This window comes from Paenibacillus kribbensis, assembly GCF_002240415.1.
In the GTDB taxonomy this organism is placed as follows: domain Bacteria; phylum Bacillota; class Bacilli; order Paenibacillales; family Paenibacillaceae; genus Paenibacillus; species Paenibacillus kribbensis.
Window position 1 is genome coordinate 4,009,670 of sequence record NZ_CP020028.1, and the last position, 16,037, is coordinate 4,025,706.

The window sequence follows — 16,037 nt, forward strand, 5'->3', positions numbered from 1 at the left end:
TTATCAAGCCAACTTATCCAGGTTATGTGCGGCTTTTTCCAGCCGCCTTACATATATCATTTTGTGAGTCGTAGTCGTAAGGGTTATTCTGCTGTGCACTCATTACTCATTCATGGAGGAGAGAAATTATGCTAAAGCCATACCCGCTGCAATTTCAACCTGAATTTAAAGAAAGAGTCTGGGGAGGACGAGCATTAGAACAATTTGGTCTAACCCCACCAGAAGGACATATTGGCGAAGGATGGATGATTGCCGATCATCCGAATGGAACAACAACGGTCATCAATGGCGAGCTAGCAGGTAAAGGGCTGGATGAGATCCGTGAAGCTTATGGACAGGAATGGCTTGGAGCCAAAGGAGTATCGGAAAAAGGTGGCCGCTTCCCGCTTCTGATCAAGCTGCTGGATTGCAATGATGATTTGTCCGTACAGGTACATCCGACAGATGATTATGAGGGACTTCCAGCTGGAGAGCTTGGAAAAACCGAAATGTGGTACGTGCTTGATGCCAAGCCGGATGCGAAAATCATTTATGGTCTGACAGAAGGTGTAACGCGCGAAAGTCTGCGTACAGCTCTTGAAAGCGGAGACATCCTCGGCAGCTTGCGTCAGGTTCCTGTTGAGGCAGGCGATACATTTTTCATTCCCGCCGGAACTGTACATGCGCTGTGCGCGGGTGTTGTCGTTGCTGAAATCCAGCAAAATTCGGATACGACCTATCGGTTATATGACTACAACCGCCCTGGTTTGGATGGCAAGCCCCGTGAGTTGCATATTGAGGATTCCCTCAATGTGACCTCTTACGAAGGTGCAGGCGCAACAACGATGAAAACGGGCGGCTTACAGCCAGGGGAATGGCTCCAGCTTGCAGCCTGTGAGTATTTTGTCGTAGAAAAGGGAATCGTAGATGGAAGCTGGTCGCTTTCCACAACGAAAGACAGCTTTACCATTCTTGTCATTTGCGAAGGCAGTGGTACCCTTACATGGGGCGATAATGCTGCATCTCTTTCCTGTAAAGCTGGAGATTGCTTCTTGCTGCCTGCCAATCTGAACGGTTACACATTGAATGACAAAATGACCGTACTTAGATCTTATCTTCCTTAAAGCTTAAAGGATGTGATGTCTAATCATGCGGGAATACACCTTCACCATCGTTGAAAACGACGGAACCGAGCTTTTTGCCTACCGCTGGCTGCCCGATCAGCAGATACCCCTAAAGGGGATTGTACAAATTTCACATGGCATGTGTGAGAGGTCCTACCGCTATATCCGACTGGCCGATAAGCTCACTGCTTCCGGCTACGTTGTGTATGCCAACGATCATATCGGTCACGGGCGTACAGCTGGTGATCTTGATAAGCTCGGTATGCCGGGAGCAGACGCGTTCAATCGAATGGCAAACGGCATGCTGGAGCTAGGCGAAATTGCGGCTAAGGAGTTCCCAAATCAGCCTCGTTTTTTGCTGGGTCACAGCATGGGCTCCTTTTTAACCCAAAAAATAATGTATGACGACAGGCAGGTGTATCAGGGGTTTATTTTATCGGGAACGAACGGGCGGCGTGGTCTGTTAAAGCTCGGAGAGCAGGTCGCCTTGGTACAAGCCAAGCTGCAAGGAATGGATCATCGCAGCATGCTGCTCAATGCGATGGTCTTCGGAGGGTTTAACCGCTCCTTTCGTCCGGTGCGTACGGCATTTGACTGGCTATCCCGTGATCCAGAGGAAGTAGATCAATTCGTACATGATCCATGGTGTGGAGCCATCTGTACGACAAGCTTTTTTCTTGATTTCTTCAGGCTGCTGCAGGAAATCCATTGGCCTTCCTCGCTGGAAAGCATTAACCCTAAACTGCCAGTCTACATATTTGCCGGGGATCGTGATCCGGTGGGATTGTTCGGTAAAGGTGTATTATCGCTGGTCGATATGTACCGAAGCCTGGAGCTTCAGGATCTGGAATATCGCCTCTACCCTGATGGCCGCCATGAGATGCTGCATGAAACAAACCGTGATGAGGTCATGAGTGACATTGTTGACTGGCTGGACCGTCATATTAACGCAGCAACGACCTCTGTTTCTGTTTTGTCTGGAGGCCCTAAGGCATCTTTATAAATAGCTCTTAATAAGAGAAACCTTCAAAACCACGGTTAACGTGAGTTTAAAGGTTTCTTTTTTTTCAGTTCAGCTTATGTTGAAAATCACCATGCATTCCGTTCCCTTAAGGAGGTGATATGAGCTGTATGATGCTTGCCGTGCCAGGCATAGATGCCGATGTTTCGTTCGAGCCGGATCGTCTGGCCTGATTCAGGATGAATAAACGTTCGATGCAGCTGATCTTCTCCTAATGATCGCAACACGGTGGCCCACCGTTCATGCAGCCCTTCCAGCAATTGCAGCGAGGGTTCCAGTGGAAGTTCCCTGGCGTCTGGCATTTCGGCCCAACGTCCCTCATCGTATGGCTTGATTGTCGGTGTATCCTCCGTCAGCGCCAGCTTAAAACGAATATAGCTGTTCATATGGCTGTCTGCCAAATGATGAACAACCTGTCTTATCGTCCAGCCCCCTTCACGATAAGGCGTATTAAGCTGCTGCTCATTCAATCCCTCAACCGCCTGACGAAGCTGCGAAGGCAGTTCAGCAATGTCGTGAATCCATGCCAGAAGCTGTTCTTCTGTAATCATATCCGGAACGACGAACGGCCCAATCGGGTAGCGCAAATCTTTGTCCAAAACAATCCCCGCCCTTCTCTGCATCTGAGTGTCTATTAGGTCTGAATCTTATGGTGTAACTATGCAGGAAAAAAAGCAGACCCGCAAGAGTCTGCTTTTTTCATATCCATCTGCCTGAATACAGCTGGATCTCTATTATCCCTCCAGCAGCAGGGATTCCGGATCTTCCAGCAATTCTTTGACCGTTACCAAGAAGCGAACCGCTTCGCTGCCATCGATAATCCGGTGATCGTAAGACAAGGCGATGTACATCATCGGACGATTTTCCATACGCTCCTCGTCAATTGCAATCGGGCGAAGCTGGATTTTGTGCATTCCCAAAATACCCACCTGCGGGGTGTTCAGAATTGGCGTAGACAGCAGGGAACCAAAAATACCTCCATTGGTAATGGTAAAGGTTCCACCTTGCAAATCTGCCAGCGAAAGCGAGTTGGAGCGTGCTTTGCCAGCCAAATCTGCAATGCTTTTCTCTATTTCAGCAAAGCCGAGACGGTCAGCGTCCCGTACGACTGGCACGACCAAACCTTCCTTGGCAGATACAGCAATCCCGATATCATAGTATTTTTTCAGTACAATATCATCGCCGTTAATTTCTGCATTCACGGTAGGGAATTGCTTGAGTGCGCCAACCACTGCTTTCGTAAAGAAGGACATAAAGCCCAGCCCTACATCATGCTTCTCCTTGAACTTATCTTTACGGCGTTTGCGAACATCGAGAATGGCGGTCATATCCACTTCATTAAAAGTGGTAAGCATAGCGGCTGTTTGCTGCGCTTCAACAAGACGCTTGGCAATCGTCGCTCTGCGACGAGACATCCGCTGGCGTTCTACAGGCTTGCTATACTCCGTTGGAGATGGAGACGAAGCCGCAGGCTTGTTGGCAGCGGGAGACGCAGGTGCAGTCGATGCCGCACGCGCAACCTCAGCGCTGTTCGTATGCGTTTTGACATCTCCCTGGAACACACGTCCGAGCGGGTCTTTTCCCTGTACCTGCTCCAGATCAATGCCGCGTTCACGCGCCAGCTTCCGGGCGGATGGAGATGCCGTCTGATTTCCCACATCATTATTAGACGAAATAGGCTGTGCGGCCTTTTCCGCTGCTGCAGAAGCCGTCGTAGTCGCTACGGGCGGTGCCTCCGGCGCTTTGGTCGCTGCTGCTTCTCCGGCGCTGGCTGCTGCGTTACCGCTACCACTTCCGATCAAGCCAACAGCTTCACCGATGGACACGGTCTCTCCCTCCTGACGAAGGATCTTCTGGACGACTCCCGCTTCTTCTGCACTAATTTCCAGATTGACCTTATCCGTTTCCAGCTCCAGTAGAACATCCCCCTGTCCTACAGAATCCCCTTCCTTCACAAGCCATTTGGAAATTGTTCCTTCCGTGATGGATTCTCCCATTGCCGGCACTAAAATATCGCTCACAGCCGCTACCTCCCCAATGTAATATTGTTTTTGGAATCCTGCTTCAACGCTGATTGAATAATTCGCTGCTGTTCTAGGCTGTGCACTTGCTGATAGCCGCTCGCCGGGCTGGAACGTTCCGGTCTGCCTGCGTAACGAATTTCCGCTCCTTGCGGTACAACATTCCGCAGACGAGGCTCAATGTAACTCCAGGCCCCCATATTTTTAGGTTCTTCCTGAGCCCATACGAATTCTTTAACATGCGAGAAGCGGCTGAAAATATTTCGAATTTCCTCTTCCGGAAAGGGGTACAACTGCTCCACACGAATAATGTGCAGGCGCTCCTCTGCCTCATTTTTATCCTTCTCCAAAGCCTCTTCCAGATCAATCGCAATTTTGCCACTGCACAGTACAATGCGCTCTACACGATCCGGGCGTGCACCCAGGCCGGGCTGCTCCAGCACAGGACGGAATGTTCCCTCGCTGAACTCAGAAGCGGGCGAAGCGACACGGTTGTTGCGAATCAGGCTTTTCGGCGACATCATCACAAGCGGACGCGCTTCCTCACTTTCGCTTAATGCAGCCTGACGGCGCAGCAGATGAAAATACTGTGAGGCACTGCTCAGATTGGCGACAGTCCAGTTATTTTGTGCAGACAACTGGAGGAAACGCTCCAGCCGTGCACTCGTATGCTCCGGTCCTTGTCCTTCACTGCCATGCGGTAACAGCATCACCAAACTGGATTTCTGTCTCCATTTGGCACGGCCCGCGGAAATAAATTGGTCGAAAATAACCTGAGCGCAGTTCGCAAAATCGCCGAATTGTGCTTCCCAAATGACCAATGTCTCAGGAGAAAACACATTATACCCATATTCAAAGCCGAGCACAGATGCCTCAGATAAAGGGCTATTATGAATACTGAACGAGGCGCGCGCTTCCGGCAATGTATGCAGCGGGCAATGTGTATTGCCGGTTTCAGGCTCATGCAGCACGAGGTTACGGTGAGCAAAGGTCGCCCGCTCCGCATCCTGACCCGTCATGCGAATCGGCTTGCCATCTGCGAGGATAGTAGCCAGGGCCAGCGTCTCCGCCAAGCTCCAATCTACCTTTTCCCCTTCGTTCAGAGCTGTTTTTCTACGCTGTAAAATGCGATCCAGCTTCGGATATACATGAAAATCTTTTGGCCATTTGAGCAAGTTTTCATTGATTTGCCGCAGCTTTTTCAATTCCACCGCAGTACGGACCGCAGAGCCCTGATTTTTTGTTGCCTTAACAGCCGTAATCTCAGGTTCCTCTTCCGGTTGATTCTTCACATGCTCATGCGCTTCCTTCAGTCGGTTTTGCACCTTTTCAATGAGGCCGGCACTAAATGCTTCATCCACAATACCCTGCTTCATCAGATTTTGAGCATACAATTTGCTCACCGTCGGATGATTCTTCACCTTGCGATACACCAGCGGCTGGGTTGTTTCCGGGTCATCGGATTCATTGTGACCATAACGACGATACCCAATCAGATCAATCAGAAAATCCTTCTTGAAGCGATTGCGGTATTCGCCAGCCATACGTGCCGCTGCAATGCAGGCTTCAGGATTATCCGCGTTCACGTGTACAATCGGGATTTCGTAGCCCTTGGCCAGATCGCTGGCATAACGGGTCGAACGTGAATCAACACTCTCTGTCGTAAAGCCCAGACGATTATTCACAATAATATGAACCGTACCGCCATTACGGAAGCCACGCAAATTTGTAAAATTAAGCGATTCTGCCACGATACCCTCACCCGGGAAAGCCGCATCGCCATGCATGATAATCGTAGCCGCCTTGCTGACATCCAGCTTCGGATAGCCTGCTTCACTGCGGTCTTCCTGCGCTGCGCGGGAAAAGCCTTGGACGACCGGATTCACATACTCCAGGTGACTCGGGTTATTCGCCAATGTCAGGCGGGCTTGTACCGCTTCTCCATCCTTTACAAACCGATCGGCACCCAGATGATACTTCACATCTCCAGTCCAGCCGTAGTTAATTCCGGTAGAGCCTTCCGACGGGATCAGATCCTTATTCGGAGAATGATGAAATTCAGAGAAAATTTTGCTATAAGGCTTGCCCAGCACATGAGCCAGCACATTCAAACGGCCCCGGTGCGCCATTCCCATCAGGACGTGGCTTGCTCCTGCATTCGTCGTGAGTCGAATGATCTCGTCGAGTACGGGTACAAGCACATCATTGCCCTCGATGGAAAAACGCTTCTGTCCGACAAACGTTTTATGCAAAAACTCTTCGAACTGCTCTACCTCTACCAATCTGCCCAGCAGCGCCTTGCGTTCCTGTGTTGTGAGTGGCTTGGAGGACCAGCCGGATTCTGCATAGCTGTTCAACCAGCGGCGTTCCTCCTCATCATGAATGTGACTAAATTCATAGGCAATCGGCCCTGTGTATGCTACACGCAACCGTTGAATGGCTTCCCATCCGTTAAGTGTTCCCGCAGGAGCGTTATCCCATATTAAAGAGGCCGGAAAAGCCTTTAAGTCCTGTTCAGTTAAGCCATAGGATGCTGGATCAAGCAAGCGTGTATCCTGCTCAGCATCCAGTTCCAGGGGATCTATTTGGGCGGCCAAATGCCCGTATTCACGGATGTTCCACACCATTTTCCCCGCTGTAACCGCTTTCTGTAATGTGTTCGAGTCGAGGCTCCCCAGAGCACTTGCGGGGGGTCCTTGCAATTTGTAGTCTATCATGGAAGCAGCCGAGTATTCGGATTGCGGCGGCTCGCCCCATTGATCAAACAGCTCGCGGTAAGCCGGATCAACCGTTCCGGGGTCCGCTACATACTTTTCATACTGGTCCTGCACATAACCTAGATTAGGCCCGTAATACGTCTGCCAAGGTACCTGTCTGCTGCTCTCTTCCATTGTCATCTCGTTCCCTCCGTCAAATTTTGAAATTCATAGCTGGACGGAAATCATTTTTAATTTTGTTTTTTGTTAAGCCTTCAATTTAAGTTGTTCACAATATGCTCACATTATATGAAATCCTACATCAAAAGTCGAATTTCACAATTCTTATTTCTCTTCCATTGTATAAACTTTTCTAGCTATGAGCATTTCCTTTTTCTCAACATATCCATGCGTAAATGAGATCAATCGGGTTATAGTAGCCTTTAGCACTTAAAGATTAGAATGTGGCATAAAAGGATATCCTAATCACAAAAAAAGTTGACAACGTTTTCAGATCATGATAACTTATCTCGTGAGGCTTGTTACCGGTAATGCGGGCAAAACCACAACAGAGATGATATTTCGTTCTGTTGTAGTTTTGCCTTTTTTTATTCCTCAAAATGGGTGATTCGATGTGATAATTAAACAAATTTTCAACAATAATATCGTCAGCACGGTGGATGATAAAAACCAGGAGTTGCTTATCCTCGGCCGGGGTATCGGGTTTAACTTCCGTGCGGGTGATCCGATTGACGAGAAGCGGATTGAGAAAATTTTCCGTCTGCAGGATGCAAATATTTATGAGAAGTTTAAAGCCACTGTCATGGAAGTTCCGATTGATATTTTACAAGTCACCGATGACATTGTTAGTCTGGCGCGCACGCAGTTGAACAAAAAAATAAGTGATGGCATTTATGTCTCCTTGTCAGATCATATTCATTTTGCTATTCAGCGTATGGAGCATGACATGATTGTACGCAATCCACTGTCATGGGAGATTCAGCATTTCTATAAAGCTGAGTATGACGCTGCCAAAGAATCACTGACACTTTTGCGCGAACGTCTGGGCATTGAATTCCCAAAGGAAGAGATTTGTAATATCGCCCTTCATTTCGTGAATGCTGAAATTAATGATTCGATGAATGATGTTACTCATATGATGCAGCTGCTCCAGGAAATCATGAATATTATCAAATATCATTTTAATATGGAGTTTAATGAGGATAGCGCGAATTACTTCCGTTTTATTACACACCTCAAATATTTTTGCCAGCGCGTGATTACACACTCGAGCCACGACGATGCAGAAGAATATTTGTATGAAGTCGTGAAAAAAAATTATGCGGGCACTTTTAAATGCATTGGGAAAATTGAGAAGTTTATTCAAAAGAATTACGAGTATACCATGACGCACTCTGAGCAGTTGTACCTGACACTTCATTTGGAGCGCCTCATAAAAAGAAAATAAAATATTATCCAGGCTTGTAACTGTTAAATCAGGCAAAACCTGAATGAAAAGGCTCACGATACGTGGGTCTGCTCATTCAGGTTTTTTTTATCTAAAAATAGGAGGAATTCAAGATGGATCAGCAGGAAACTGCCAAAAAAATTGTCGACTCTGTTGGTGGAACAGACAATATTAACTCCGTATACCATTGCGTTACACGCTTACGCTTTGATCTCAAGGATAACGGTAAGGTCAAGCAGGATGAATTAAAGAAGTTGGATAAGGTTATGGGAACCAATGTATCTGGAGATCAATTCCAGGTCATTATCGGCAATGAAGTCAGCAAAGTATTCGATGCAATGGCGCATCTATACCCTGTCCTAAAGAACGACTCCACCGAAAAGAAGTCTTCTGAAAAAAAGAAACAAAATGCGATCTCTAACTTGTTCGAGTTTATTGCAGGTGTGTTTGCCCCTATTTTACCTGCCATTGCTGGTGCGGGCTTGCTCAAAGGATTGATTGCCTTGCTCGTATCCGTAGGCTGGCTTACAGCGGGGACGGATACGTACCGAATTTTCTCAGCGATCGGGGACGGAGTCTTTTATTTCTTACCTTTACTGATTGCTGTGAGTGCGGCTCGTAAATTTGGATGTAATCCTTATGTGGCCGTTGCTGTGAGCGCAGCACTCATGTACCCTGACATGGGGGCGTTATTATCAAGTGGTCATGCTGTTTCTTTTATCGGTGTTCCGGTTACCGCTGTTACTTATGCGTCCTCCGTTATCCCTATCCTTCTTGCCATTTGGTTGATGTCTTATGTGCAAAGGGGCGTAGACCGTATCATTCCTTCATCTTTTAAGCTGCTGCTTGTGCCCTTAATTACGATGATTATTGTCGTTCCAGTTACACTGATCGCCATTGGTCCGCTGGGTACTCTGATCGGTAGTGGACTGTCTGGCGGTATCAATTGGCTTATTTCGGAAGGCGGCTGGATTGCAGGTATTATTTTGGGCGGGGCTATGGCATTGATCGTGATGACAGGCATGCACTATGCGCTGGTTCCAGTCATCATCAGTAATTTGGCTAAACTGGGTTTTGACAAATTCCTGCCGCTAACCTACATCTCCAATATGGGTCAGGCAGGAGCAACCATGGGCGTATTTTTCCGTGCTAGAGATAAAAAACTTAAATCTGTGGCATTTTCTACAAGTGTGACAGCACTTATGGGTGTTACCGAGCCTGCTATGTATGGAGTGAATATGAAATATAAGCGACCTTTTATAGCAGGTATGATCGGTAGTGCTGCAGGCGGCGGGTTCTCTCTTGCCTTTGGTGCCAATGCCTATGTGCTGGCAGGAAACGGGGGAATTCCAGGGCTGCCTGCATTGATTGGACCCACCTTCTGGTATGCAGTGGGCGGTATGTTGATCGCATTCGTGGTAGCCACAATCGCAGCTATCCTGCTCGGCATTAACGAAGAACAGAGTGGCGAAGCTGTGCAAACCACGAGCGAAACGACCACTTATTCTACAGACCGTGACGACTCGACAGATTCCTCTAAAGAACCGCAGGAAGATTTAAATATTCGAGCTACCAATGAGACGATTCTTGCTCCCATGACAGGCCGTTCGATTCCGCTGAAGGAAGTGAATGATCCGACATTCGGTGACGAACTGATGGGCAAAGGTGTTGCCTTTGTTCCTGTTATTGGAGAACTGTCCTCTCCTGTAAATGGCACTGTGTTAAATGTGTTCAAGACTAAACACGCCATGGTTATTCGCAGTAATGACGGTGCAGAGCTGCTCATCCATGTGGGCATCAATACCGTTAAGCTGCGTGGGCAGTTTTTTGAAGCCCATGTTCAAGCTGGCGATGTAGTTCAAGCTGGCGATAAGCTGCTCTCATTCGATCTGGAGCATATCGCTAAGGATTATGACATCACCACAGCGATGGTTGTCACCAACACAAGCGACTATCAATCTGTTTTTCCCATCAAGCTGGGTGACATCACCATGAAGGAGCCTGTGCTGAAGGTAGAAATCTAAAAACCGATAAAGGAGCATACACTCATGAGTAAAACACAAGTATTTCCAGAGCATTTCCTATGGGGAGGTGCTATCGCCGCCAATCAAGCAGAGGGGGCATTTGACGCAGATGGCAAAGGCTTGTCTACCGCAGACATGGTTCCTTATTATAAGAAAAAAGACTATGCCAACTTAAGCGCCCTCATGCACGTATCCAGCGAAACGATTGCAGAGGCCATGACAACCAAAACAGCCGCGGGTTATCCAAAGCGTTATGGAATTGATTTTTATCATCATTATAGAGAAGATATTGCATTGTTTGCAGAAATGGGCTTCAAAACATTCCGTCTCTCCATTAACTGGAGCCGCATTTTCCCTAATGGAGACGACCATGAGCCAAATGAGGCTGGCCTACAATTCTATGACAATGTTTTCGACGAGCTACGCAAATACGGTATTGAGCCTCTGGTAACGCTATCCCATTATGAAATGCCGATGACGCTGGTATTGAATTATGGCGGTTGGGCAAACAGAAAAGTCATTTCGTTCTTTGTAAAGTATGCAGAGACCGTTATGAACCGATATCAGGATAAAGTAAAATACTGGCTGACCTTTAATGAAATCAATACAACGATCATTGAACCGTTCACAGGCGGCGGAATTGTCGGTGACAAAGAAGTTAACCTGCTGCAAGCGTCCTATCAGGCATTACATCATCAGTTCGTTGCCAGTAGTCTAGCAACGAAAAGAGCACGTGAGATTAACCCCGTGTTTCAAATTGGCTGCATGTTAGCCAGAATGATCCATTATCCTGCTACGAGCAGCCCCGAGGATGTACAGCAAGCTCAGTTCGACAACCAGATGAATTTGCTGCACACCGATGTTCAGGCCCGCGGCAGCTACCCGCCAATCATTAAGCGCTATTTTGAGGAGCATCAGATTCATATTGTAAAAGAAGCAGAGGACGATCAGATTTTGAAAAAAAATACGGTCGACTTTATTTCCTTCAGCTATTATACATCCCTTATCTCCACTACTACGCCGGAGAAATATGGATCTACAGGAGGTAACCTGTACAGTACAGTTAAAAACCCAAATCTGAAGGTAACAGAATGGGGCTGGCAGTTGGACCCGATCGGCTTGAGAACGGTTTTGAAAGAACTTTATGATCGCTATCAATTGCCATTATTTGTAGTGGAAAACGGATTAGGGGCTAAGGATACTATTGAAGAAGACGGCTCTATTATAGATGATTACCGTATTGATTATTTCAGACAACATATTGGACAATTAAAAGAAGCCATTCTGGATGGCGTTGAAGTGATGGGCTATACCAGTTGGGGAGCGATTGATATCATCAGTGCATCCACTTCAGAAATGTCCAAACGCTACGGATTTATTTATGTGGATCAGGATGACGAAGGTCACGGAACCCTTAACCGCAAAAAGAAGAAAAGCTTTGACTGGTACAAAAAAGTAATCGCAACAAATGGCGAGGATTTAGCTTAATTAAGATTGGGGACTCCCCCCATAAGTGAATCAGGAACCAAAACACCTGGCAAGTTAAACAGCCAGTCGTCGGAATCAAGCGGCGGCTGGCTGTTTAGTTTATGTTGCTCTTAAAAGCCAAAGGGTCCGATACGATGCAAATTCAAACTTAAAGTGACATTAAAGTCACTTTTCTGTACAATATTCCTACTTTTCACTATTATTTTAATTAGGCATCTAAAAACCGCTTTGAAAGCGAAAGGGATGGAACTGTGACTGGATTAAAACAAATACTCAGAAACAAGAATTATGTCAGGCTTTTTCTGGCAACGTTCGCCTCACAATTGGGAGGAATTATTGGGGTTACTGCATTCATGTTTTATTTGTTGAAACGGTTTACGAATCAGCCATACTATGCAACGCTTGCCGAGTTAATGTATTCGCTCCCGATGCTGGCAGTATTTCTCGTAGTTGGAGTACTTGCAGATCGGATGGACCGACAAAAAATCGCTGTTAATTGTGACTGGATCAGCGCTTTATTATCCTTATGTTTGCTCATTTTTATTTGGGTTGATTCTATTCCTTTGATATTTGCCTTCCTCTTCATCCGTAGTGCTGCTTCCAAATTTTTTTTCCCAGCCGAAAGTGCCCTTATACAGGGAATCTTGAGCAAAGATGATTACACCATTGCAGCAGGCCTCAATCAAATGATAGGGAGTCTTTTCATGTTATTTGGAGCAACTCTGGGGGCCGTCGTTTACTGGCATTTTGGAATTACTGGAGCCATCCTAATTGATGCTGTTTCTTTTATTGTTTCTGCTTTGCTTATTCGTTCCTGCAAAATTCAAAAGGAAGTACGCCTTCCGAACGGGGCACATCAATTTAAGCAATTAAAATTCAAACTGGTCATGCATGACTTTAAACAAGGGTTTCTTTACATATTACGCAACAGACTATTGATTTGGTTGGTTTCAGGCTTTTTTATGTTCGGTATTTTAAATGGGGGATTTAGTGTTTTACCGATGTTTATTCTTAAATATAAGCTAGCTCCAGACAACTATGAGCAGTATATGGTATGGACAAGTATTATTTTTGGATCAGGTGTGTTGCTTGGCACCTTAATCGCTTCCCTTATCTCCGCCAAGCTAAAGCTGCACCAAATGATTGCAGCGGGAGTTCTGGTCGCCGGAATTGGTATATGCATACTTGGATTTGTTAATCACCTCTATGTTTTTTTGATTATCGACTTCGCCATTGCACTGGTACTTCCGTTCATTAATATCGGCATAGGAGGATGGCTGCCTTGTATTGTAGATCCTCAAATGATGGGACGTGTGCAAGGTTTAATTAATCCGTTAATGATGCTGTCCCAATCTCTTACATTGGGTTTCATTGCTGTAAGCTTTCCTTCATTTATTTCAATTGAAGTCTTGTTTTTATTAGTTGGGATCTGTACCGTTATTGTAGGAATATACTACACTATTGTGCTCCCCCGTTATGCTGATTACGACACTTCTTCTAAAGCCATTCAGGAATCTTTATAGGCAAATTAAAAGAAGTCATACATGGAGGCATTGAAGTTATCCACTACATCAGCACTTCTATCTGAAACTGAGATAACTAATTTCTCATGCTCCACAAGCATGTACATTCGTTGCATACGACTAGCGCGTCAAAAACAACACACGAAAAATCCAGTAGAAACAAAGACCGATAAGGTCTTTAATATTTCAAATAACGAAGTACATGTTTCCTCTTATTTCTTGTATGTACTTATTGGTAAACAGGGCTCCAAACCATAAAAAAATGCCCGGCAGGCGCAATATCTGCGTCAGCTGGACATTTGGATTGTAATCGGAGTAGCGGGATTCGAACCCACGACCTCACCCACCCCAAGGGTGCGCGCTACCTAGCTGCGCTATACCCCGATAAACCAGTGTATGTAGATCGATGCTGTTATTTACCATTATAATCTGGTCATAAAAGCCTGTAAAGGGATTATTTAGATCGATTGATACAAAAAAATAAGCGCCCAATAACTTGAGTTCACAGGAGCGAACCATGCAGAGCAAAAAAATAATCATACCCGCAGCCTTACTTCTTTTAATACAGTTAAGCGTTCCTGTCTGCTATACCTTTGCACAGGAGAACCTTGTCATTGATCAAGAAACGAAAGAGAGAATAGCGGAGCAATATGGCTTGGTAGAACCTCAGTCACCTACATCAGAACAGCAGCAAACCACATTATTCGGAGGTGATTGGGGCTTTAGCCCTTCTGCTGGTGCTGTGATGCTGGAATTGGCAAAATTGACTCATAATCCACTCGTATTTATCAGTCAACAACTGGTACATTCACTGAAACAGTAAGCTTTTTTCATTTGGAAAATTCAATAATGTAGCGAACAGGATCACTTTTCGTAGAAGTTGTAGGCTGCCTAGAGTCACTTCATCCTTTTTTGAAAAGGTTTAATTCAATAGGCCCCCTGCCATATAGCCACAGCGGCTCGTCGAATAAAAATGTCAGCCCATCCTTGGCGCGCAAGCGCTCGATGATCTCCGTAACAACTTGCATAACCTCCCCTTGTACCCCCTCTGCCAGTTGCAGACCTCCACTCTCTCCATCCAGGTAAAGATGCGTATGATATGGTTGTTCTACCTTCTTCACATGGCGCAAGCACAGTATACCGTTTTCAAGGTAAAAGAAATACTGTCGGTCATAAAGAACTCCTTCGCATATCTCATACATATGAGGTAAATCATACGGCCCCTGAACCATGGATACCCGTTCCAATCCCATTACCGATTCCAGCATAAATCCCCGCTCCATTCGTTGGCTTATTTTTTCAGGAGAATATTAATCGAAGTTGTGAGCATTATTATTTATGGCATTTATCTGTCCTTTCTTCTATTGATTGCTGTTTTAACAAATAGGTGTTTGTACAATATTTATTGCTAATTTTAAAACGTTTTGATACGATGAGCATATTATCATAACGTTTATAAAGCACATTATAATAAATTAAAAGCACACTGTAGTGTTATTTTTGTTAATCTCAATATACATCAGGTGATGTATATTGTCAATACTTTGATATCAATTTTAAACACTATAGAGTGCATTCGGCTGGAGGAAAATATGATAAAGATTCATCTTTCCCGTATTATGGGTGAAAAACGAATAAATATTGCTGAGCTTTCCCGCATGACTGGATTACATAGAAACGGAATAACTAAACTTTACAACGAAGAAACAGACGGCGTGAAATTCGATACGCTAGATAAAATTTGTAAAGCTCTAGACTGCCATGTTCAAGATGTAATCGAGTATGTAGAGGATGATGCAAATTAATACACTTTCTAGAATCCTTAGACTCCCTGGTGAACAGATCGAATATTTACCGGAAGACGACGAAGAGAGCCGTTGACACACTTCCGGCTCTCCATTTTTTATATAATACTCAAACCAATCTTCCCACTGAATTTGATTCGATCATCGTTAAATCCTTCATAATCAGCGATTTCAAATAAACTCTTCCCATGTATGATAAATATCAAATAATGCATTAGGGTTACGTTGTCCCTTTAATACTGCAAACATTTTATTCGTTACGATCATGATCACATCCATATCTTTTTCCTTCGTCAAACCAGTGATAACAGGGCGATTAACGCTAACATACGACTTTGGTTTAAAAACAACTCCCCAATCCAACCCACTATGATTACTTTTTACAACTTCCCCCAGATAAATTCCGATGTCCAGTGTAAAAGCTTGGGATTTTGTGTCGAGTTTTTTTTCGTATATATAGCTTTTCAACCATTCTTCGGTTTCTGAATGCTCCTCTTCTAATTCCGAAGCACTTTTACTTTGAATCTGTACATTCCTTAGATACCATTCCCAAATATCTATTAGCGAACGATCACTATAATCCAGATGTATCTGTGAAAATGCGCCAAGTTGCTCTAAACGCGAAGGTATTTGTTGTTTAAACCAATTAAAATGTTCTTTCGCTTCATTTTTACTCATTTCTGAGTATTCTTTCATCTCAAATGGTGGTTGCATTAATTCATAGTTCATTTATATATTTTTCTCCTTTAGTTCCTTCTTTTGGATGTATAAACTTGTACAATTAATACAGTGTCCCAACTCCTCTTAAACTTATAGAAAAGAAAAACCACACAGAGCTAATCCATGTGGTTAAATTACAAACTCACTATTAAAGAATCACCTTAGACT

At 45.1% G+C, this 16,037-nt stretch carries 13 protein-coding genes and 1 tRNA gene; 8 read left to right on the top strand and 6 right to left on the bottom strand.

Annotated features, from left to right (window positions below):
* Positions 1–128: 128 nt before the first annotated feature.
* Together B4V02_RS17865 and B4V02_RS17870 are read left to right on the top strand one after the other, a co-directional pair.
* Positions 129–1,103, top strand: a complete 975-nt coding sequence (locus tag B4V02_RS17865) for a type I phosphomannose isomerase catalytic subunit (protein WP_094155802.1) — start codon at positions 129–131, stop codon at positions 1,101–1,103.
* 25 nt (positions 1,104–1,128) lie between these two features.
* Positions 1,129–2,106 carry an alpha/beta fold hydrolase gene (locus B4V02_RS17870; RefSeq protein ID WP_094155803.1) on the top strand — a complete coding sequence of 326 codons (978 nt, stop codon included), beginning with the start codon at positions 1,129–1,131 and terminating at the stop codon, positions 2,104–2,106.
* A gap of 86 nt (positions 2,107–2,192) precedes the next feature.
* Here the strand turns inward: B4V02_RS17870 and B4V02_RS17875 are convergent, their stop codons facing one another.
* From B4V02_RS17875 to B4V02_RS17885, 3 genes are all read right to left on the bottom strand, one after another.
* The gene (locus B4V02_RS17875; RefSeq protein WP_007429505.1) at positions 2,193–2,723 is read right to left on the bottom strand and encodes a YfiT family bacillithiol transferase; all 531 of its coding nucleotides are present in this window, start codon (positions 2,721–2,723) and stop codon (positions 2,193–2,195) included.
* A 135-nt stretch (positions 2,724–2,858) separates the two neighbouring features.
* On the bottom strand, positions 2,859–4,145 hold the full coding sequence (gene odhB / locus B4V02_RS17880) for a 2-oxoglutarate dehydrogenase complex dihydrolipoyllysine-residue succinyltransferase (protein WP_094155804.1): 1,287 nt from the start codon (positions 4,143–4,145) through the stop codon (positions 2,859–2,861).
* Between the two features lie 5 nt (positions 4,146–4,150).
* Positions 4,151–7,042 carry a 2-oxoglutarate dehydrogenase E1 component gene (locus tag B4V02_RS17885; RefSeq protein WP_094155805.1) on the bottom strand — a complete coding sequence of 964 codons (2,892 nt, stop codon included), beginning with the start codon at positions 7,040–7,042 and terminating at the stop codon, positions 4,151–4,153.
* 433 nt (positions 7,043–7,475) lie between these two features.
* Between B4V02_RS17885 and licT the strand changes: the two genes are divergently transcribed.
* The 4 genes from licT (at position 7,476) to B4V02_RS17905 (ending at position 13,344) form a co-directional block, all read left to right on the top strand.
* A complete protein-coding gene (gene licT, locus B4V02_RS17890; RefSeq protein ID WP_010349261.1) occupies positions 7,476–8,309 on the top strand; it encodes a BglG family transcription antiterminator LicT in 834 nt (277 codons plus the stop codon).
* A 113-nt stretch (positions 8,310–8,422) separates the two neighbouring features.
* On the top strand, positions 8,423–10,333 hold the full coding sequence (locus tag B4V02_RS17895) for a beta-glucoside-specific PTS transporter subunit IIABC (RefSeq protein ID WP_094155806.1): 1,911 nt from the start codon (positions 8,423–8,425) through the stop codon (positions 10,331–10,333).
* A 24-nt stretch (positions 10,334–10,357) separates the two neighbouring features.
* On the top strand, positions 10,358–11,821 hold the full coding sequence (locus tag B4V02_RS17900; RefSeq protein ID WP_094155807.1) for a glycoside hydrolase family 1 protein: 1,464 nt from the start codon (positions 10,358–10,360) through the stop codon (positions 11,819–11,821).
* A 251-nt stretch (positions 11,822–12,072) separates the two neighbouring features.
* Positions 12,073–13,344 carry an MFS transporter gene (locus B4V02_RS17905; protein ID WP_094155808.1) on the top strand — a complete coding sequence of 424 codons (1,272 nt, stop codon included), beginning with the start codon at positions 12,073–12,075 and terminating at the stop codon, positions 13,342–13,344.
* Positions 13,345–13,654: 310 nt separating this feature from the next.
* On the opposite strand, the gene B4V02_RS17910 is transcribed toward B4V02_RS17905, so the two are convergent.
* Positions 13,655–13,728 (bottom strand) — tRNA-Pro (locus B4V02_RS17910).
* A gap of 133 nt (positions 13,729–13,861) precedes the next feature.
* Between B4V02_RS17910 and B4V02_RS17915 the strand changes: the two genes are divergently transcribed.
* Positions 13,862–14,167, top strand: a complete 306-nt coding sequence (locus tag B4V02_RS17915; protein ID WP_094155809.1) for a hypothetical protein — start codon at positions 13,862–13,864, stop codon at positions 14,165–14,167.
* Positions 14,168–14,246: 79 nt separating this feature from the next.
* On the opposite strand, the gene B4V02_RS17920 is transcribed toward B4V02_RS17915, so the two are convergent.
* Complete coding sequence (locus B4V02_RS17920; RefSeq protein WP_094155810.1) at positions 14,247–14,612, bottom strand: hypothetical protein; 366 nt, start codon at positions 14,610–14,612, stop codon at positions 14,247–14,249.
* Between the two features lie 324 nt (positions 14,613–14,936).
* Between B4V02_RS17920 and B4V02_RS17925 the strand changes: the two genes are divergently transcribed.
* Entirely contained in the window at positions 14,937–15,149 is a 213-nt protein-coding gene (locus tag B4V02_RS17925; RefSeq protein ID WP_094155811.1) for a helix-turn-helix domain-containing protein, read from the top strand.
* Between the two features lie 171 nt (positions 15,150–15,320).
* On the opposite strand, the gene B4V02_RS17930 is transcribed toward B4V02_RS17925, so the two are convergent.
* Positions 15,321–15,878, bottom strand: coding sequence for a hypothetical protein (locus B4V02_RS17930; RefSeq protein ID WP_094155812.1), 558 nt, complete (start codon positions 15,876–15,878; stop codon positions 15,321–15,323).
* Between the last annotated feature and the right edge of the window lie 159 nt (positions 15,879–16,037).